We start from the raw sequence: 19,508 nt of genomic DNA, 5'->3' as shown, positions 1-19,508 counted from the left end.
TCTTTATCATTTTAATTATAAAATCATTTTCATTTCCTTTAAAAAAACAACAGATTCCTTCCTTAAATGTTTTAAAAAGGCTGAGCTTTAAAACTCTCTTAAAACACGCTCAATACATGTTTAAACATTGATTTTCCGTCTTTTGATTCCCAATGAAGACGGGGTTTTCAGCATCTAGCTATAAGTAAGTCAATCAACTGATTTTTATTCAGTTTATTTCTCTTTTATATTCTCTTAAAATAGGATTAAGTAAGTTTTTAATAAAGTATGATCACCTGCTGAATGAGTTGTTTTTTCATTGATTAAATTTCTATTACAATTTAATTCTCAGTGTCCATTCCTGAATTTGGTTTACAAAAAGCGAACATTAAAAGTTAAATTTAAATGTTATGAAAAAACCAGAGATCAAACGCAAATCAGGAGGACAGGCAGTTTACAGTGAGAGCTTCAAGATCCTCGTAGCACGGGAGTATTTAGAGGGCAAGTTGAGCTTTTCCCAGCTATCCCAGAAGTATAACCTTCCTTCGGTGGACACTCCCCGATATTTTTTGAAATGGTACCAGCAATGGGAGAGCGAGCTGAACCTTGAGATCCCCGAAGGAGTCAGCACTGCGGACCTATCGGGCAAGAGCGCAAAAGAGCTCCAGGACGGCCTTGATGAGGCGAACCTGAAGATCACTGCCCTTGAGATGCTGATCAAGAAGGCCCAGGAGTTCTATGGGGAGGACTTCGGAAAAAAGCCTGGTGCCAAATCGTCCAAGAAATGAAAGCGACCTACCGGAACACTTCCATATCCTCGCTCTGTGGGCTATTTGGCAAAACACGACAATCCTATTACAAGTACCTGGGCAACAAGCAGGAGACGCAGGTTCGCAGCGACCTGATATTGAGCCGGGTACGCGAGATACGGCAGGACTCCCACCGGATGGGAGCCCTGAAGCTGCGCAGCATCCTGAGCAGGGAGATGGGCTCCAGCATGAAGGGCCTGGGCAGGGACAGCTTCTTTAGGCTGCTCAGGGAGAACGACCTGTTGGTCAGGTGCAAGCGTAGGTATGCGGTCACCACGCAGTCCAATCACAGGTTCAAGAAATGGCCGGACCTGGTCAAAAGGAGCCATCCTTCGCGTGCCGAGCAGCTCTGGGTCAGCGACATCACCTATGTGCGCATCAAGGGGAAATGGATCTACCTGTGCCTGATAACGGACGCTTTCTCACGGAAGATCGTGGGCTACAGGCTCAGCCATAGACCGACCTCGCAGGCCTGCATCGCGGCCCTAAGGATGGCCATATCGGGCAGGATGTATCCAGAACGAGAGCTGACCCACCACTCGGACAGGGGTATCCAGTACTGCAGCTCAAGCTACGTTAAGGTGCTTCAGGACAACGGAATAGCAATCAGCATGACGGAATCCGGAAGTCCGTACGACAATGCCGTGGCCGAGAGGCTCAATGGGATATTGAAGCACGAATACCGCATGGCGGAGACCTTTCCCGACTATGGCAGGGCGCTGGCACAGTTGGTCAGGGCGGTTGATATATACAACAACTTTAGGCCACATATGTCCTGCGATATGTTGTCCCCACAGGAGGCTCATCAGGGATGGAAGGAAGAAACACCCTCAAAAGTGTTTCGACGAACCAGCATGGATGAGCCAGACAGATTGACAACCTCTATCAGGATGGAAATCGTTGACGACAACCATATTAAGTAAAAGAAATATATTTGTAAAATCTATTGAGTAAACCCTTCGCTTTTTGTCAACCTATTTCAGTACAAGACACAGGAATGATTTAGGATTTATTAGACAGGAATAGGGGTTAAATTATGGGATTTACCGAATCTCTGCCGCACTTTCTCCGGACCTCCTTCGGACCTTGTCCGAATTTTTTCGAACAAGGTCCGACTGAACTGTGGAGAAGGTGAGCTGTATTCATGAATTTGGTTATTATTAAAAAGAATAAATATTGAATTAGAATATTAATCTATTTGCATGTTTGACTAAATCAATTGCATCCTAAAATGCTTATCATTTTTAACAAACTAATAAGAGTTAATTGAATGCTTTAACTAATATCTTTGATAACATATCTTGATATATTACAGGTAGATTGTTGTAATTAGTTAACATAATACTTTAGATTTCTTAATATAAATGTCTTTTTAAAAATTTAATTAAAGGTTAAATTTGGGTGACAGAGAAAATGTGCAGGGGATGAAGATTTGATTATTTTCAATACCATATATATGAAGTCCGATCCGTCCAAGACAAATTTTAATGAATTTTTGAGGGTGCGAAGGTTGCTGGAGAAAATGTATGAAACTATGCTCGACCATACCGAGATCTCTAGAACACAGCACGAATTTTTGAAAAGCTCCTCCTTACTCGATTACCACAACAACCCCCTAAAAACTATGGCAGATAATCATAAACTGCTCGATTCCGATGACTTAATTAAACTTTTAAAAATTAGCAAATCAACATATTATAGACTAAAAAACGACCAGGTAATTAAACCCATACGAATTCGCGGAAGAGACTATTATTCTATGGATGATATTAATCGACTTCTGCGAAGAAGGGAGTGATGAGGGTAAATTGACTATTTCTAGCTATTGATAAATTTAAGGTTCCTATTGAAATTTAGGGGATGAACTAACGATTCGCTTATGAAAGCTGCTGAAGTAAAATCAGTGGCAAGTCCTGCCAAATCCAGAACTTCCTTCTTTTCAAAGGGAGGAGACTCTTCTTTTTTTAGTGACAGCCCAACACATGCCGCCTTTTTTCAGAGAAAACAGGAAAGCAATGCCTTCTTTGTACAGACCAAATTGAATGTTGGTTCTGCCAATGATCATTATGAAAAAGAAGCTGATAGCACTGCCGATCGCGTTGTACAGAAAATGGAAGAAAAGCGAAATGATAAGCAAGGAAGTGAATCTATTGGTTCTTCTATTTCTCCATTGGTTCAGAAAAAATGTGATTCCTGTGAGAAGGAAGAGAAGGTGCAACGAAAAACACAGGAACATGAAAATGTTCGGTTGAAAGAAGAAGAGGAAGATAAAACCCTTCGAAACACGAATAAAGTTGGCCGAAAGGAATTGCGAAATCAGTCTATGGTTCAGGAAGGGCAAAGTACGGTGCCAGTGGAAGATAATAGGAGGCAGGCCAGTAAATTACGTTTGCGAAATCGTCGGGTGCTCCGCAATCAACAAAGGCAACAACATGAGCTCCAGAATCTTCAACATCGCAATGTAAGTCATGAAACAAAACCCCTACAATCTGAGAAAGAGGATACATTACAAAGGAAGGTAAATTCCAGTGCATCATCCATATTTTCCAATAATCAGAGTATAGAGCAAAGGCTAGCAAATTCAAGAAACTCTGGAAGACCATTGCCTGATCATATCCTCAAACAAATGGAAAGCTCTTTTGGGGTAGATTTTTCAAAAGTTCGGATTCATGATCATAGTAATGCGGTTCAAATGAGCAAGGAATTGAATGCGCAAGCATTCGCTTACGGCAATGATATTTACTTCAATACGGGTAAATTTGATTTCAACAGTCCGGCTGGTCGACATCTCTTGGCGCATGAATTAACGCATACCCTTCAACAAACAGGAGTTCAACCAAAGCAGGTGCAACAAAAGAAAGCAACTGCAGCAGGAGCCTCTGCCAATAAAGTAAACCAAGCCGCTCCAGGAATTGGTATTAATTCCACAGAAAAGAAAATTGCCAAACAAGATGAAGAGGATGGCTTTCTATTAAGTCAAGCCAAAGAAGCGATTTGGGATTTGCTGCGGGAAGCCTCACCTGAGATTTATGATATTTTCCGCAATAAGGGATTTTTAACTTGGGCAAAAGAAAAGGTATCCGCATTTGTCAATGCTACCATAGTTACTTTTGCGGCCCCAATTCGACTGGGAGCCTCCATTATAGCGATGGTGAGGTCCAATTTTGCCATGTTTAAGGTTTGGTTGGTAACCGCCATTGAGAGATTGAAGCAGGGCGACTGTACGCCATTCGTTGAAGCAACGGATTTTATCCAGAAAATTCTGGAAGGAATTGCAGATCCGGCATTAGAAAAGTTAAAAGAGTTTTTAGCACCTATAAAGAGCTTTATTGATTTCGTTTGGAATGATATAGGCAAGCCAATTTGGGATTTTGTATCTTGCATATTTGGTAAAATCTGGGATAGCATTAAGTGGGTTGCCGATAAGATTTGGAATCATATTAAAACTGTTATTGACTTTTATGCGGATCTTTGGCATTGGTTTGCGCAGGCGATCGGCTTTGAAGGTGATGATCAGAATAGTTTATGGGAACAGGTAAAAAGCAAAATTCTTAGCCTATGGGAAGAGGTTAAGCAAAAACTTGAACCTTATAAAACCAAGTTGATGGTCTTAGGAGGAATTATCCTGATGCTCTCCCCAGCAGGACCTTTTATCATTGCCGGAGCCACATTAACCGGAATAATCTATGCTGCTTCTCAAATTCGGCGATACCTAATTGATCGCGATGCGATCATTAAAGAAAGAGGATTATTTCAAGGAGTAATAATTCCACAATTAAATGCAGCCATACTTACAATAAGCAATTTCTTGAAGGCGAAAGTCGCAGTAATAAGTTCGGCATTGATAACAGCTGTAGCTACCTTACAATCTATCCCTCGAGATATGAGCTCCTTATTTTTATCCGCCATTAACTCGGCAGTCAATTGGATAACCGAGAAGGTCCAAGAAATGGAAGCTTGGGCAAACATTCAATTGAATAATTTGATTAACAGTCTAGAATCAGCATTCACACGGATCAAAGCATTCTTACAACCTATCTTCAATGTATTGACCAAGGTGGGAGAGGCGATTACGGATTATTTGAAGCTTGCCTTCTTGATTTTGGATGATTGGTTTCACCGGATTCCAAAATGTATACGTGATAAAATAATTGCCTTTTTTGTGAAATATGTCTTTAAATATATTCCATTATTAAAGGATATTAAAGATGTTGAAGGTGCCTGGGCGACCATGCAGAAGAAGACCATGCACATTTTAGAAATGATGTTCGTACATGGCGATGTGATGGGTGCTCTTTGGGAGGTTTTCAATTTATTATTGGAAGCACTTAAGTTCCCGAAGGAGTTGGCCGTAAAAGTTTTCAATAAAGCATTTGAGGTATTTGATACCATTATTGAAAAACCAAAGGTCTTCTTCGTTAATATGCTCACTACGGTAAAACTCGGGTTTTTAGGATTCTTTGAACGCAAGTGGACCCATTTAAAAGATGGTTTTACCACCTGGTTATTTGATGCTGCCAAGGATAGTCCGATTTATATCCCTCAAGCCTTTAGTTTCTCCGAAATCTTTAAAATGTTGGGAAGTATTTTCTCCTTTGGAATGGAGAAGGTTTATAAGAGTATAGAGAAAAAACGCGGCAAAGAGGTATCAGATAAGGTGAAGAAATGGGTTGGTCGTATCTCTCGTGGCGCAGCGAAAGCCTGGGAATGGATTGTTGCCTTACATGAGCATAGTTTAGATGAAATCATCCAGATGATAAAAGATAAAGGTGCAGAATTACTGCAAACCTTTATCGACTCAGCCATTGATTGGTTGGTTTCTAATATCATCAATAAAGTAAGTGAGAAGTTAATCAGTATGCTTGATCCGTCCGGGGTGATGGCCGTCGTAAATTCGATAGTTGCCTTTTACAATGCCGTAGAAACGGCTATAGAAAAAGCCAAAGAGATCCTAGAATTGGTTGAGAATGTATTGGATAATGTAGCCGATGTGATGGCCGGTACTTTTGCAAATGCGGCATTGAAATTTGAGAATAATCTGAAGAATGCCTTACCACTGCTAATGGAATTCCTGGCGAACCAAGTATTGTCCAGTAAGATTGGTAAGAAGTTAAAGGAAATTGCCGAGAAAGCTAATAAATGGATTGATGAAAAGGTAGACTGGCTGGTAGATAAGTTGTTGGCAGCTGGAGATTGGTTGGTGGAGAAGGGAGAAGAGGTTGTTGAAGCCTTTAAAGATTGGTGGACAGTTAAAAAACAATTTGTTGCTGATGATGGTAGCGATCATGAAATTTATTTTAAAGGAAAAGAGGAAAATGCTGAGTTAATGATTGCAAGTAAAAACCCGAAGAAATTTGAATATTTTATTAATCAATTTAAATTTAAAGATGATCCTGAAAAGGAAAAAGCAAAAGAAAGTGCAATACCAATTGCTCAAGAAATTGATAAATTAAAATCGACATTTGCAAAACCAGGACTGAGCAAAGAAGAACGAAATTTGTTTTATATGCACAGGAGGATTAGGATTGAAGAATTAACTTCAAATTTGGCAGTTTTAGCAGCCAAGCTGATTTCTGAGAAAGAATTAGCTGATGGATCTTATGAAAATCCCATTCCGATTCGATGGACAAAACTTGGACATATGAAAGTTATTTCCAACTTAGTTCCCAATGCAGATAAATGGACTCAAAAAAATGTAGCAGTTCCAAAGAATATTGAAACTGTAGAATTTAATAAGAAAACAATTCTTGAACTTCCACCAACTACAAGAAAACCATTTACTGAAATTGATCGTAGTAATAATACGGATCTTGGAAAGACTTATGTTTTGTTAGGTATTTCAACTGAAAATGTTCCTAAGCTTGGTAAAAAATTACAAAGAACCAAAACCAAAGATAATAATGGAGAAAAAGATAGAGTTAGGTACCTGTTAGAAACAAACTATAATTTGAAGCTAGGAGGTGAAGATATAGATCATGTAAAAGATTTAGGTTTTGGAGGAAAGGATCAGATTTCGAATCTTTGGCCACTTGAACGAGGACTGAACCAACAGGTTGCGAATCATGTTTATAAACAAAAAGTTGTTTATAAAAAAGAAGATGGAAATCCTACTATAAGTACGCCAAATGAATTAAATTCCAAATGGTTTATCATTAAAGAAATCGGTTATTTTTAAAATACGGGTTAAATGTGAAATTACATATGGCGTATGCAATACGTCCTTTGTAATTAAATCGCATACGGCTAATAATTCTTTTCAACCCAATATTTAATAAGCCCCGCCCATATGCAATCGCTTTAGCGATTGCATATGGGCGGGGCAATCTATTTATATTATCGGGTTACTAATATGGAACCCCTCTGGGGTTCTTGAAAAGGCTGACGGGTTTGTAGGCTATGGATATGGACAAATATGTGAAATATTAAAAGGGCGTATGCGATACGCCCCTACCCATAGTTGGATAAAAATAGATTCTTCGCTGCGCTCAGAAAGACAGAAAAATTGTGTCAGGGTTGAGGTGAGAAAAAGGTTCTTCGGCATCGCCGAAGAACCTTTTTCTCACCTCAACCTAATGTAATATTATGATTGTCATTCCGAATCGAAGATGAGGAATCTATTTTAGGCGATATATACAAACATGCCGCCCCTAGGGGGCTGTACATTGGTAAATGTTATTTGCTACAAATATGTCACCCCTACGGGGTTCGATAATGCAATGTGGAATGCCTATCAGATAATTGAAACATATTGTAAGGGCGAGTTAGGCTGGCTAGAAACAAACATGCCGCCCCTAACGGCTGTACCTCTGTAAACACATTTCTTGCTACAAATATGTCACCCCTACGGGGCTTGATAATGCAGGGCGGAGGTAAAAACTCCAGAGGAGTTTAATGTTAGTAATAGGAGGTTACACGAAATAAGCCCCGCCCACATGCAATCGCTTTAGCGATTGCATGTGGGCGGGGCAATCTTTTAATGTTATTGGGTTACTAATATTGAACCCCTTTGGGGTTCTTGAAAGCGCTGACGGGGTTTGTAGGTTGATGGTTTTTTTATGAAAGTTTAAGTGTTTATCATTAAAGGAATTGTATATTTTTAATTAATGGTTTACTTTTATTTATGCGAAAATTATTTCTATTTATTGCTTGTAGTTTAGATGGTTATATTGCCAAAAATAATGATGATCTGAGTTTTCTGAGTACTGTGGAAAAGGAAGGTGAGGATTATGGGTATGGGAAATTTACTGATGAAATTGATACCATTATCATTGGACGTAAGACCTTTGATTATGTGGAAAAGAATATTGGAATTGCACATTATGATCAACCCGGACGTCGTGTTTTTGTCATTACAAGTGTGCTAAGACCAAATGTTGGAAATATACATTTTACAAATGTTCCAATCAATGAATTAGTAGAAGAGCTAAAAAATCAAGAGGGTAAAGGTATTTATTGTGATGGAGGTGCTCAGATTATTGATGCGTTATTACAATATGATATGATAGATGAAATGATCATTTCCATTGTGCCAATTCTCCTAGGGGAGGGAACTCGATTATTTAAGGACCATCGACCTGAACAGGTCTTAGAATTTATTTCTTCGAAATCTTTTGATACGGGCTTGGTTCAATTACATTACAAGAGGAAAAGAATTTGAAAATAAAAAGGAAAATCCCTGGGATATAAAAAGGGCGTAGGGGATATTTACAAACATGTCGCCCCTCTGGGGCTGTATGTTGGTGAATGTTATTTTCTACAAATATGTCACCCCTACGGGGTTTGATAATGCAAGGTGGAATGCCTATCGAATAAATGAAACGTTTGGTAAGGGCGTATGCAATACGCCCTTTGTATTTAAATCGCATACGGCTAATAATTCTATTCAACTCTTTATGGGTTGCGGAGATAAAAACTCTAGAGGAGTTTAATGTTAGTAATAGGAGGTTACACGAAATAAGCCTCGGCGGGGCAATTTTTTAATGTTATCGGGTGACTAATATTGAACCCCTATGGGGTTATTGAAAACGCTGATGGATTTTTGTTGGGGATATGAACAAATAGGTGGGATATAAAAAGGGCGTATGCGATACGCCCCTACCCATAGTTGGATAAAATAGATTCTTCGCTACGCTCAGAATGACAGAAAAATTGTGTCAGGGTTGAGGTGAAAAGAAGGTTCTTCGGCATCGCCGAAGAACCTTCTTTTCACCTCAACCTAATGTAATTATTAGATTGTCATTCCGAATCGAAGATGAGGAATCTATTTTAGGCGATATATACAAACATGTCGTCCCTCTGGGGCTGTATTTCGGTAAATGTTCTTTTCTATAAATATGTCGCCCCGCTGGGGCTGTACATTGGTGAATATTATTTTCTACAAATATGTCGCCCCTCTGGGGCTGTACGTTGGTGAATGTTCCTTTGCTACAAACATGTCGCCCCTCTGGGGCTGTATTTCGGTGAATGTTATTTTCTACAAATATGTCGCCCCGCTGGGGCTGTAGATTGGCAATGGTTGCTTGCTACAAACATGTCACCCCTACGGGGTTCTTGAAAACGCTGACGGGTTTTGGGGAGGGATAGTTTTCAGTTCAAATCACCTGCTGATTTGCTATTTGTAGGCTAATGCCTTATGCTGACAATAATTTACCTAACTTTGTAGCTTTATAATTCATTTAAATATTCAGCAGTGTCTCTAGATAAATTAAAACTCAGCAAGCGTCTTTATAACTCCATGAATCAATTGGGATATTTTATTGCCAAGGAATTCCAGTTGAAAACCCTTTCACGTATTGTGGGTGGGCATAGCCTTATTGGTATTGCGCCTGAAGGGGCAGGGAAGACGACGACTTATATTCTAGGAGTTTTGATGCGGTTGAAGTACACTGATGATGAAGCACCTAAGGTATTGGTCTTGGCACCGAATGAAGAACGTATTAATGAGATTGTAGATCAATTTTATAAAATCAGCAATAATAAGAACTTGCATATCATGGGCCTTAAAGCGAGTGGTGCAATGGAGGAGGAGATAGAGGATCTTGTTCGCGGAGTTGATATTGTGGTTGCTACGCCTAGCCGTGCTCGCGCGGTGTATCTGAAGTTAGGACTTAACTTAAATCGAATTGAGACTTTTATTATTGATGATGCTGAAGAGATAGTAAAACAAGGGATGCAAACCAATGTACGTGAGTTGGCTCAGAGCTGTGGGAAAGTACAATACCTTGCCTTTAGTACGGTAGAGCATGAAAAATTACATCTAATGATTGATGATTTCATGCCATTTGCAACAGTTATTGAGGTGGAGGAGCTTGGTGAGAATAATTTTGATACCCATGAGCTGATGCTTTATCAGGTTCCTAATTTTACGACAAAGATAAACCTGCTGAATGATTTGATGTCGGATGAGGAGGTTTTTGATAAGGTTGTCGTTTTCGTGAATACCAAACATACGGCTCATAATTTATTGGAAAGGCTACATGCTAAAAAGGGTGTGGCAGCAATTTATCAACCTTTTTTCCATGATGACTATGGAATTGATGATATCAGTATTTTCAGGCAAAAAACAGACTGTAGAATTCTAATCATTGCGAATGAAGGATTGGAAGCTATTGATTTGGATGGAATTCCATTTATTTTCCATTTTGAAGTTCCTGAGAACAGAGATGCTTTTATCCAGCATGTCCTTAAGAATGGCGAAGAGGAGAGTATTGCGATTACCTTTGCCACAGATATTGAGCTTCCGGAAATTAAAAAGATAGAGCAAAGTTTAGGCAAGAAAATTCCAGTGATGCCTTTGCCAGAAGATTTAACGATTTATCAACCTTCGGCAACTGCAAAGGATAAAGTTGAGATCGATGAAAGACGTGGGGGAGCATTCCATAAAAAGAAGGAAAGTAATAGCAAGACCTATAATTATGGAAGTGGGGAAAAGGCAAGAATGACTAGAAAGAATAAAAAAAGATAGGATTAGATCAGTTTTTTAATTTCTTGTATATCATCAATTTCTGAGGGGAGTTTATCTTTTCGCCAGCGTACAATACGTGGGAATCGAAGAGCGACGCCTGATTTGTGTCTATTATTGGCAGCAATTCCTTCGAAGGCGATTTCAAATACTAATTCTGGTTTTACGGTGCGGACAGGTCCGAATTTTTCCAAGGAATTCTCACGGACAAACTTACTGACTTCTGCAATTTCTACATTGCTAAGTCCTGAATAAGCTTTGGCAATGGCAACAAGTTTTTCCCCGTCTTTTACGGCAAATGTATAATCTGTATAATGCCCACTTCTACGACCACTTCCGCGTTGGGCATAAATTAAAACAGCATCTATGCTCATTGGGTCGATTTTCCATTTCCACCAGAATCCTTTTTTTCTTCCCACCTGATATGCCGAATCCTTGGCTTTCAACATTAATCCTTCAGCATTGATATTCGCTGAAGATTGGCGAATTTTATCGAGAGTACTCCAGTCCTTAAACGTTATAATTTCTGATAAAAGATAATTCTTTAAATTCAAATTGAACAGAAGATCTTCCAATATTTTGCGCCTTTCCTTTAAGGTTTTTGTTCGAATATCCTGACGTTCTAATTCCAAAATATCGAAGGCAATAAATTTTATTGGCACCTCTGCCATCATTTTTTTAGAAATATTTTTTCGATTGAGCCTACGTTGTAATTGATTAAAGCTCATGACAGCATTGTTTTCATAGGGCACAATTTCTCCATCAATCACAAAATCTATATCGAGAGATTCTAACGCTTCCAATAATTCTGGAAATTGTTCGTTTACTAATTCTTCACCTCGGGACCAAATAAAAGTCTCGCCATCTCGCCGGATAACCTGACCACGGATACCATCCCATTTATACTCTACTTGCCAATCGTCTTCTGTTCCCAAACTTTCTAAATCTTGAGAAAGAGGATTTGCAAGGCAAAAAGGATAAGGAACCGGAAGATTAATGTTGATATGGTCTCCGCTAATAAATTCTTTGAAAGAAAGTTGGTCCGGATTCCATTCCGACATCATACTATGAGCAACCAGATTAGGGTCTAAATCATAATATTTTGCAAAAGCATTAATCAAGGTTTTTGAAGATACACCAATTCTAAAACTGCTCCCTAGGAGTTTATTGAAAACAAACCTTTCAGTTTGTCCTAAGCTTTCCCAAGAAGATATGATGTAATAGTTGATTTCATTTTCTGGTTTTCCATTCAGGGCAATTATTTCTTGCATCCATTGGTTCAGGCTCTTATCAGCAGTATGTTGGGCAGGAGGGATGATTAAAGCAATGGTTTCAGCGAGGTCGCCTACCGTAGTATAGGACTCTTGGAAAAGCCATTCTGGGATTTGGCAGTATTGCACTGCGAGATGGCGTAAGATGGAGGTTTTGACAGAACGTCGAGGTCTCTTTCCTGTAAAAAGACGCATAAACCAATACTTATCCAATTCTGTCGATTCCGCGAGAAATTCTTCAATAGCCAATATTTTACTGTTGGTTTTATTGCTGCTGTCGAGCGCATTAATCAACTTCGCCAGGACTTTCATTGTTGTTCCTTGATTAGGTTTTCATCCGTTTCTTCTTCGACTCCAAATGCAGTGGTTATTTCTTCAGCTTCGGTGCCTATTTCATTTAAGTATCTGGCAAACACTGATTTAAACCCATGTGTTACATAAACTTTTTCTGCTCGGCTTTCCTTAACTGCCGTCAGTAATCCGGACCAATCTGCATGGTCGCTGATTGCAAATCCAGCATCTGCACTTCGCCAGCGTCTAGCTCCACGGACTTGCATCCAGCCAGAGCAAATAGCAATCTGTGCATTTGGAATATTTTTTAACATATTGGAACCAAATAAGGAGGGAGGAACAATAATAATTTCTCCTTTGAGGTCCTTAGGACGATCGTTAAAATCTATGTCCTTATAAGCGGGAAGTTTAATTCCGCTATTAATAAATGCTGTATTGATTTTGGAGATCGCATAATGAACATACAGGTCTTGGTAGCCTTCTAAAGCCTTCATGATTCGTTGAGCTTTTCCTAAGGCATAGCCTATGATGACTGAGTTGATTCCATTTCTTTTGTTATGAGCTACCCAATCTCTGAGGTTTTGATTTATCTGACTGACGGGAAGCCAATTGTAAATAGGAAGTCCAAAGGTACTTTCCGAAATAAATTCATGGCAAATCACAGGTTCAAAAGGGGTTGATAATCCATCATCCTGTATTTTATAATCGCCTGAGACAACCGTTACTTTGCCCTGATATTCTAATCGGACTTGGGCCGAACCTATTAAATGACCTGCAGGAAATAAAGAAACCTTCACTGAATTTATAATTATTGTTTCGGCGTATTCCAGAGTCTGAACTTTAATATCCTTGCCAAGTCTCAGTTTCAATATAGGGGCAGTCAATTTATGACATAGATATTTTTTCATGCCTATTCGAGCATGGTCAGAATGAGCATGTGTGATAATAGCGTAATCCACCGGCAACCAAGGGTCAATATAAAACCTTCCCTGAGGACAATAAATACCTTCTTTCCTAAATTCTAGCATAAGCACAGGGCATAGAATAAATCATTTTCATTATAAGTTCCCAACAATCGATAACTTTTAATGTTTGATAATCTATTTAGTATTAAAATGGAAAGGTCTTAAGCAGCTCTATTTTGAATTCATAAAATATTCTAATACATTTCAAATAATTTGGATAGAATATTGTTATTAAAAAGAGGTCTTAAATTGCAACCTATGAAACTGGAAATTCCAAAAATAAAATTAGAAAGGTTTGATAAATCTCAATTAATTATCTACCAAGATCTAGATAATTCCTTATATGGCAGTGAGTTGGCAAACAAGATTTGTCATAAACTCAAACAAAATCCTGGCGAATATGATGGCCTTCATTTTTCACATCGTGATTACTGTGGACTAGGCATATTTTATATAAATCAGGTTTATTTACTTGGCGTGGTCAATGATGGTTATGGACCTAATCCCATTGTTGCAAGCTTTGATACAGATACTGAATTTGAAAATTGGTTAGCACAGGAAAGTGATCAATCCATGTCACTATATGGCAGTCATTTTAATAATCAAACCATCAACAGAAAGCGTTTGGATTGGTATTTGGAAGATAATTATTCTTCAAGCTGGAATTCCTATTGTTTATACTTAAATAGCAGAGAAGATAAGGGGTAATTTGAAGGTTAAGGCTCTTGGGTTCACTGAATCTATCTATTAGCAATCTCGATGATCACAATCACAACCATTTAGTGGATCACAATCACATTCCCAAGGAATATCATCCCTTCTGTGATTAATTTTAGGAGCGGGTTTTTCAACCTTATTTATCCGCACATTATTTTTGATATAATAGTTCTTGTAAACAGTTTCTGTATGAATAGGGGCCGCCTGTTCTTTCTTTTTATCTATTTCATTTTTAGCTTGTAAAACAGCTTTTAAGACCTCATCTTCCCTCGGTTTAGCATTGGCTTTTCGATAGAGATAAAAGGCAAACAAACCAATCCCAATATAATAATATATAGCTTCCTCCCTAGGATAATTTGGCTTGATAAAAAAGTGAAAGATAATCATCGTCGGAAGGACGAAAAGATAAGCAGAATATTTTTTCGATGGTTTAGCTTCTTTCTTGACTGTTTTTGGTCTAGCATTTTGTGCCGTTTTTGGAGTTGTAGTTTTAGCTTTTCCCCTTGATTTCGCAGGGATTTCAAATGGCTCACGATCCTTTAAATAGGATACCTTACTAGGAACTATACTTTTTACACCTATGGTCGTATTTACAATTTTAAGGTTTGCTGATTTTGGATTAACAATGTTTTTAGGTTCCAGCAACCACATGCCCGCGCATTGGAATTCATAATCCAATACTACAATAATTAAATAATCCGATTCTTTACCTACTAAATTATTAATTCGCCGGTTCTCAGCAATGCGTCGTAATGAGTTGTAAACCCGTCTTGTTTTTATTTCATATTTTCTGCCATCCGAGTCAATGGCATCATATCCTTTTTGAGTACGGCTGCTTGCCAACTGTAAATTGAGCTTTTTTGCTGCCATTAATTCCCCAACTTTACCCACTACATTGGAACTATCCAAAAACCCTAAGGATATAACCTTTTGATAAACTTTGTTGAAAGTTTGAATGGCAGTACTTTCTTCCTTTAACAATTTATACTTCGAAATATCGATCTTCTGTTTGCTGTAATCTCCAGATCGGGATAGCCTTATGCTTGTTAATCCTGCATGGCTTTCAAATTGATAAATCGCAATAAGTTCAAAATTTTCATTCAGATGAACAATAGTTAAGAAGTCAAATAATTGGGGGTTTAATCCTTTTATAGTATGTGCGCTGTAATTCGATTTTACCAGCTTAGCCTTGATCTGATACCTTCGATTATGAGGATCATAGGCATCAGCACCTTTTGTACTTCTAGAATACCTGGTCAGGTTTAATACCTTGGTTGCATAATATTCCCCTAACTCCCCCGTGTAGTTATCGGTATACGCTATGTTTAAATCAACAAGCCGATCATGAGCGATAGCTAGATCCTTTAATATTTTGGATTGGGTTTGATTTAACATGGGATTGGTTAAAACAATTTTTAGTTCATTTAATTCTTCAAAAATAAGGATCGGAGAGTGGATAATTTACGGTTTACCGGAAACTAAATTTTAATTCTCATAATAGAAAAGGTTATGGAAAGCATTGGTAAAGAAAAAGGGATTTTCAAATTGAAGTCTTGAAATCCCTTTAATATTTATTCTTTTTTAGAAGCTAATCATTGAAGCTGTAAAGGAAGATTACATCCCCTACATAAACAGGTTTTTCAGATTCTTCACTTAAGAGTTTAGCTTGGATTGTAGCTTTGACCGTTCCACGAAGATTTTGAATTGATTTTACTAAGGCATGTAATCTAACTCGAGTATTAACTTTTACAGGTTGTCCGAATTTTAGATTTTCTATTCCATAGTTGATTTCCATCTTCACATTTCTAACGTCAGCAATCTGTTTCCATAGATGCGGAATCAGGGAAAGGGTTAGATAGCCATGAGCTATGGTAGTTCCGAATGGGCCATCAGTTTTTGATTTCTCAGGGTCAACATGGATCCATTGGTGGTCCAAGGTCGCATCTGCAAATAAATTGATCTGCGGTTGGTCGATTAGATGCCATTCAGAAAGACCTAATTCCTTGCCTTCATAAGTCTTGTACTCCTCGTAATTATTTATAACTATCATAGGTTTTGTCAGTATATGGAAAATAAGGTAAGTATTTTTGCGAATTACTCAAAATTAATCGTGATAAAATCTTTTAGGGGAATGAAATGGTGATGGAATAGGATAGAAGGGAAACGAATTAATGCCCAATAAATTCAAAAATTTCAATTCATAAATTTGAATATTATCCAGTTCAAATTATCTAATCTTTCGATAAGTAAATCAATTTGCAATAATTTATCAATAAGAGATAAAAAATTCACCTTTACTTAACATTTGCTTCATGTTCAACATCTTTATTTGTGCCAATTTATTAAGCTATATTGATGAGAAAGCAAATCTTCACACTAACGACTGCGTTAACCTTAATCGCAGCTTTAACATCTTGTAAAAAAGATCAAGACCCCAACAAGACCAAAGTTGTAAACTATCCTGCAATGGCGGAAGTTGAAACTCCAAATGTATTAATGACTACCGCTGAAGGTGTAAAAGTCTATAATGGCGGATTTGGTTCGGCAGTTGCTGCTGACCCCAATGATCCGGAAGTATTTTATATGATGACGGACCGAGGTTCCAATGTGGCAGGCCAGGCAAAAAACTCTATTATTATTGGAAAAGCAGACTTTGCTCCGCAAATTGGAAAATTCAGATTGAAAGATGGAAAATTGGTTTTGGAGCAGGTCATTGAATTGAAGAATGAAAAAGGTGTTAAGTTAAATGGCCTTCCAAACCCTATTGGAATGGGTTCTACAGGAGAAGTTCCATACGATTTGACGGGAAAGCAATTGGCAACTTCAGCTGATGGTATTGACTCAGAAGGTTTGGTTATTGCAGCGGATGGATCATTCTGGATTTCGGATGAATACGGACCACATATCGTTCATACCGATTCAAACGGCAAAACTATTGAGCGAATCAATCCGTTTGGGACAGGCTTTGGCGGGCGTAAAATTCCTGCTGTCTTTGCAAATCGTCGTGCTAATAGAGGCATGGAAGGACTAACGATTACCCCAGATGGTAAAACTTTGGTCGGAATTATGCAATCGCCGATGTATAATCCAAGTTCGGCTGCCGTATCTGGTTCAGTGGTTATCCGAATCTTAACTTTTGAAATAGCAACTGGAGCAACAAAACAATATGCATACTTGATGGATAATCCTTCGCTAACAGGCGTTAGTGAGATTTTGGCTTTAAGTAATACGACTTTTTTAACCTTGGAAAGGGATGGACTCTATGGAGGAGATACAAGCAAGCCAGCTCTTTTCAAAAAAGTATTCAAAATAGATATTAGCAAAGCGACTGATATTTCTGATGCCTCAAATGGTACTACAGGGAAATTGTTCAAAGGTAAAACGGTTGAAGAGCTAAAAGATCAATCTGGATTGGCTTCTGCTGGAGTTACACCTGTAACAAAGACTCTAGCAATTGATTTATTAAAAGATCTATCTGAAGTTTATCCTCATGATAAGGCAGAAGGCTTAACTATGTTAAAAGGAAATATTCTAGTAATTTCTAATGATGATGATTTTGGGGTAGTTGATAATGGAAATAGTGGATTTGCTCAGAAAATTCTTCCAATTACAAAAAATGTAGATAGGAATAGATTGTATTTTATTAAAATGAAATAGTTAGGGATATATGAACCGGAAAAAGCCTTATTTTTCCTTTAATGGGAGATAAGGCTTTTTTTTTATGAGGTTAATTATAAAGTCTTTAGAATAATAGGTTTTTACATCAAAATACGATGTGACACTTTTACAGCAGCTTATTATTCGCTGCGTAAAATATTGCCTCAGGCATGTTGTTAACATCAAGTTTTGCGAATAACTTTTTCCTATGAAACTTAACAGTCTCTGGAGAAACAAAAATCTCAGAAGCGATATCATTGATGGTAAAACCACGAATTGAAAGTTGGATAATCTCCTTTTCCCTTTCAGTAAGGACAATTGACTTGAGCGATTTCCATTTATCGATTTTCAGATCATAATAGGAAATATGATTATGTCCTTTTTTAGAAATTTTAATATTTCCAGCTGTTTTTTCGGTGGAGAGGGAAACAACACATAAGGCCTTCCATATTTTTCCGGAATCACTTAGAAAAACTGGGGTTAGCTTTTGATTGACTAAGATTTTCTTATTGTGGTCACTCTTTAAATGAAAGTCATAGGATATGGTATAGAGCTTCCGGTCTTGTAAAGGGATATTTTCATAAAAATCAAATCCGATCTTATTGATTTTTATTAATAAATCTAAATCCTCGGGAATGACATTTTTATAATAAAATGCATAGCCCATTTCCCTAACTTGATCTACCGAATATCCGCAAAGGAACAATGGATTCTCAGAAACATATTCAAAATTTTGTTTTTCATAATCGATAGTATAAATGCTTGAATAAGTAGCTCGTTCAAAAGCATAAATAACTTCTTTATAGTCTAAGACTTGGTTTAATTCTTTATCTGATAAAGCCTCAACTGTATTGTTCTTATTAAAAAACCTTTCGATCATGAATTTCTTTCCTTCAACAAACCTGATCTAAATATATCATTTAATAGGGCATGTCGCAATTAAGAGTTGTTAAGATTCCAAAGCAATATATCTTCTGCAAAAGATTTTTGGTTAAAATTTATTTTCAAAAATGCTATTGTCATTGAAATAGGCCGCATCAAAAGAAATAGGCATCCCATAATTATTGCTATTAAATTCCTGGTTAATATATTCTAAAATAGGTTTTATTGGAGATTGAGGAATAAAAGTTAATTCATCATCACCTAAAACTACCGTTCTAAAGGTGCAGTTTGCTAAAAGAGCCTCATCATTTTCATGTAATTTTTCACTTTCAAGTGCGTTATTTAAGCTTTTTAGCAAGATATCTTTATCAAGATTCGACTCAATCAAAACTATTATTCTCCTACCAAAAGCTAGGGAATTAATGTAAATCAAATCTTCAAGTTTGTATTTGGTTATTTCATTTGGGTCAGTAGCAAAAGTACCTTTAGATGGAAGGTCTAACGAAACAGTAAAAGCTGTTCTTTTTAAATCCAATGCGAGAACTGTAATTGGTTTCTGGGTATCCGGAGAAATAGCAAACCATTCTTGTAGATTAATAGTTTGTCCCAAGTAATTCTCAATGTCTTTATACTGAGACAGCACTTGTAAATTATATGAAAAAGAGGAATTATTAGAAAAAACAAGGTTAGAGCTGGAAGAAAAGGCATTGTTTATTGTTTGATACATATTGTCTTTTCCTGCCTTAATAGTGCTGCTTTTCACCGGAGGCCCGACAAAGCTCATAGTGATATCATCATGAATCAAATCCAAAACATTATACTCGTCTTGATTAAAATCTGCTTTATTTAATATCGCACCTAAATATAATTTAGAAGGATTTTTAGCCGCAAATGATGTTGAAGTCTGTTGTGCGATAGCAATGCTACTGAAAAGGAATGCAAAGCTGATCAGAAAAAGTAAGTGTTTCATTTTGAA

General features: G+C 37.6%; 13 protein-coding genes. 7 read left to right on the top strand and 6 right to left on the bottom strand.

The features are described from left to right. Nucleotides 1–389: 389 nt before the first annotated feature. The 5 genes from PZ892_RS10670 to PZ892_RS10650 all read left to right on the top strand — a co-directional run bounded on the left by PZ892_RS10670 (nt 390) and on the right by PZ892_RS10650 (nt 10,752). A complete protein-coding gene (locus PZ892_RS10670) occupies nt 390–767 on the top strand; it encodes a hypothetical protein (RefSeq protein ID WP_094258930.1) in 378 nt (125 codons plus the stop codon). Further along, nucleotides 764–1,711, top strand: coding sequence for an IS3 family transposase (locus tag PZ892_RS10665; protein ID WP_094258931.1), 948 nt, complete (start codon nt 764–766; stop codon nt 1,709–1,711). Before PZ892_RS10670 ends, PZ892_RS10665 begins: the two co-directional genes overlap by 4 nt. 956 nt (nt 1,712–2,667) lie before the next feature. After that, complete coding sequence (locus PZ892_RS10660; protein WP_277711112.1) at nt 2,668–6,963, top strand: DUF4157 domain-containing protein; 4,296 nt, start codon at nt 2,668–2,670, stop codon at nt 6,961–6,963. A 945-nt stretch (nt 6,964–7,908) separates the two neighbouring features. After that, the gene (locus tag PZ892_RS10655; RefSeq protein WP_277711111.1) at nt 7,909–8,445 is read left to right on the top strand and encodes a dihydrofolate reductase family protein; all 537 of its coding nucleotides are present in this window, start codon (nt 7,909–7,911) and stop codon (nt 8,443–8,445) included. A 1,032-nt stretch (nt 8,446–9,477) separates the two neighbouring features. After that, complete coding sequence (locus PZ892_RS10650) at nt 9,478–10,752, top strand: DEAD/DEAH box helicase (protein WP_277711110.1); 1,275 nt, start codon at nt 9,478–9,480, stop codon at nt 10,750–10,752. A gap of 2 nt (nt 10,753–10,754) precedes the next feature. On the opposite strand, the gene PZ892_RS10645 is transcribed toward PZ892_RS10650, so the two are convergent. Both PZ892_RS10645 and PZ892_RS10640 read right to left on the bottom strand, forming a co-directional pair. After that, nucleotides 10,755–12,332, bottom strand: coding sequence for an ATP-dependent DNA ligase (locus PZ892_RS10645; protein WP_277711109.1), 1,578 nt, complete (start codon nt 12,330–12,332; stop codon nt 10,755–10,757). After that, nucleotides 12,329–13,339 carry a ligase-associated DNA damage response exonuclease gene (locus PZ892_RS10640; RefSeq protein WP_277711108.1) on the bottom strand — a complete coding sequence of 337 codons (1,011 nt, stop codon included), beginning with the start codon at nt 13,337–13,339 and terminating at the stop codon, nt 12,329–12,331. Before PZ892_RS10640 ends, PZ892_RS10645 begins: the two co-directional genes overlap by 4 nt. A gap of 195 nt (nt 13,340–13,534) precedes the next feature. Here PZ892_RS10640 and PZ892_RS10635 point away from each other — a divergent pair, with 195 nt between their 5' ends. Further along, nucleotides 13,535–13,984, top strand: coding sequence for a hypothetical protein (locus tag PZ892_RS10635; protein WP_277711107.1), 450 nt, complete (start codon nt 13,535–13,537; stop codon nt 13,982–13,984). Nucleotides 13,985–14,023: 39 nt separating this feature from the next. Here the strand turns inward: PZ892_RS10635 and PZ892_RS10630 are convergent, their stop codons facing one another. Then, the gene (locus PZ892_RS10630; protein ID WP_277711106.1) at nt 14,024–15,388 is read right to left on the bottom strand and encodes a hypothetical protein; all 1,365 of its coding nucleotides are present in this window, start codon (nt 15,386–15,388) and stop codon (nt 14,024–14,026) included. Nucleotides 15,389–15,581: 193 nt separating this feature from the next. After that, the gene (locus tag PZ892_RS10625) at nt 15,582–16,043 is read right to left on the bottom strand and encodes a MaoC family dehydratase (RefSeq protein ID WP_094282685.1); all 462 of its coding nucleotides are present in this window, start codon (nt 16,041–16,043) and stop codon (nt 15,582–15,584) included. 305 nt (nt 16,044–16,348) lie between these two features. Here PZ892_RS10625 and PZ892_RS10620 point away from each other — a divergent pair, with 305 nt between their 5' ends. Then, nucleotides 16,349–17,650 (top strand): esterase-like activity of phytase family protein, encoded by a 1,302-nt coding sequence (locus tag PZ892_RS10620; protein ID WP_277711104.1) that lies wholly within the window; start codon nt 16,349–16,351, stop codon nt 17,648–17,650. 127 nt (nt 17,651–17,777) lie between these two features. Here the strand turns inward: PZ892_RS10620 and PZ892_RS10615 are convergent, their stop codons facing one another. Then, the gene (locus tag PZ892_RS10615; RefSeq protein WP_277711103.1) at nt 17,778–18,530 is read right to left on the bottom strand and encodes a helix-turn-helix transcriptional regulator; all 753 of its coding nucleotides are present in this window, start codon (nt 18,528–18,530) and stop codon (nt 17,778–17,780) included. Between the two features lie 111 nt (nt 18,531–18,641). Then, nucleotides 18,642–19,502 (bottom strand): thiol-activated cytolysin family protein, encoded by an 861-nt coding sequence (locus PZ892_RS10610; RefSeq protein WP_277711102.1) that lies wholly within the window; start codon nt 19,500–19,502, stop codon nt 18,642–18,644. Nucleotides 19,503–19,508 lie beyond the last annotated feature (6 nt).

The organism is Sphingobacterium sp. WM (genome assembly GCF_029542465.1).
Classification (GTDB): Bacteria; Bacteroidota; Bacteroidia; order Sphingobacteriales; family Sphingobacteriaceae; genus Sphingobacterium; species Sphingobacterium cellulitidis.
The sequence above is the reverse complement of the archived record's forward strand: the minus strand, read 5'-3'. Positions and strand labels throughout refer to the sequence as shown.

What these genes read in the sequence shown, in the direction of transcription:
- PZ892_RS10660 (WP_277711112.1), top strand. Translation starts at nt 2,668, where the DNA reads ATGAAAGCTGCTGAAGTAAAATCAGTGGCAAGTCCTGCCAAATCCAGA.
- PZ892_RS10610 (WP_277711102.1), bottom strand. Translation starts at nt 19,502, where the DNA reads ATGAAACACTTACTTTTTCTGATCAGCTTTGCATTCCTTTTCAGTAGC.
- PZ892_RS10665 (WP_094258931.1), top strand. Translation starts at nt 764, where the DNA reads ATGAAAGCGACCTACCGGAACACTTCCATATCCTCGCTCTGTGGGCTA.
- PZ892_RS10670 (WP_094258930.1), top strand. Translation starts at nt 390, where the DNA reads ATGAAAAAACCAGAGATCAAACGCAAATCAGGAGGACAGGCAGTTTAC.
- PZ892_RS10635 (WP_277711107.1), top strand. Translation starts at nt 13,535, where the DNA reads ATGAAACTGGAAATTCCAAAAATAAAATTAGAAAGGTTTGATAAATCT.
- PZ892_RS10640 (WP_277711108.1), bottom strand. Translation starts at nt 13,339, where the DNA reads ATGCTAGAATTTAGGAAAGAAGGTATTTATTGTCCTCAGGGAAGGTTT.
- PZ892_RS10645 (WP_277711109.1), bottom strand. Translation starts at nt 12,332, where the DNA reads ATGAAAGTCCTGGCGAAGTTGATTAATGCGCTCGACAGCAGCAATAAA.
- PZ892_RS10655 (WP_277711111.1), top strand. Translation starts at nt 7,909, where the DNA reads ATGCGAAAATTATTTCTATTTATTGCTTGTAGTTTAGATGGTTATATT.
- PZ892_RS10625 (WP_094282685.1), bottom strand. Translation starts at nt 16,043, where the DNA reads ATGATAGTTATAAATAATTACGAGGAGTACAAGACTTATGAAGGCAAG.
- PZ892_RS10620 (WP_277711104.1), top strand. Translation starts at nt 16,349, where the DNA reads ATGAGAAAGCAAATCTTCACACTAACGACTGCGTTAACCTTAATCGCA.
- PZ892_RS10630 (WP_277711106.1), bottom strand. Translation starts at nt 15,388, where the DNA reads ATGTTAAATCAAACCCAATCCAAAATATTAAAGGATCTAGCTATCGCT.
- PZ892_RS10615 (WP_277711103.1), bottom strand. Translation starts at nt 18,530, where the DNA reads ATGATCGAAAGGTTTTTTAATAAGAACAATACAGTTGAGGCTTTATCA.